Below are 352 nucleotides of genomic sequence, written 5' to 3'. Positions count from 1 at the left end.
TCTACCAGATGCTTACCGGCGTGTTGCCGTTTGCTGCCACGGACGCCATGGAATGGGTGCACTGCCATATCGCCAGAACGCCATTGGCACCCAACGCGCGGGTGGAAGCCATCCCCGCCGTCATCTCTTGCATCGTCATGAAGCTGCTCGCCAAGACAGCCGAGGAGCGTTATCAGACTGCTGCCGGTGTCGATCATGATCTGCGGCGTTGCCTCGCGGACTGGCAGCGTCAGCGGCGCATCGACGACTTCGCGCTGGACGAGCACGGCACCCCCGACCGGCTGATGATCCCCGAGAAGCTTTACGGACGTGAGCGCGAAGTCGATACCCTGGTCACCACGTTCGACCGGAT

Annotated in this window: 1 protein-coding gene; it reads left to right on the top strand. The window is 62.5% G+C overall.

All coding sequences use genetic code 11. The features are described 5' to 3' along the window. The coding region (locus tag ACLFKU_RS44425; RefSeq protein WP_410853476.1) for a hypothetical protein at window positions 1-352 on the top strand (352 nt) is incomplete at both ends.

This window comes from Paraburkholderia sp. EG304 (genome assembly GCF_046543485.1).
Classification (GTDB): domain Bacteria; phylum Pseudomonadota; class Gammaproteobacteria; order Burkholderiales; family Burkholderiaceae; genus Paraburkholderia; species Paraburkholderia youngii.
Note: the sequence above shows the minus strand (reverse complement) of the source record. Positions and strands in the feature narration are given on the sequence as shown.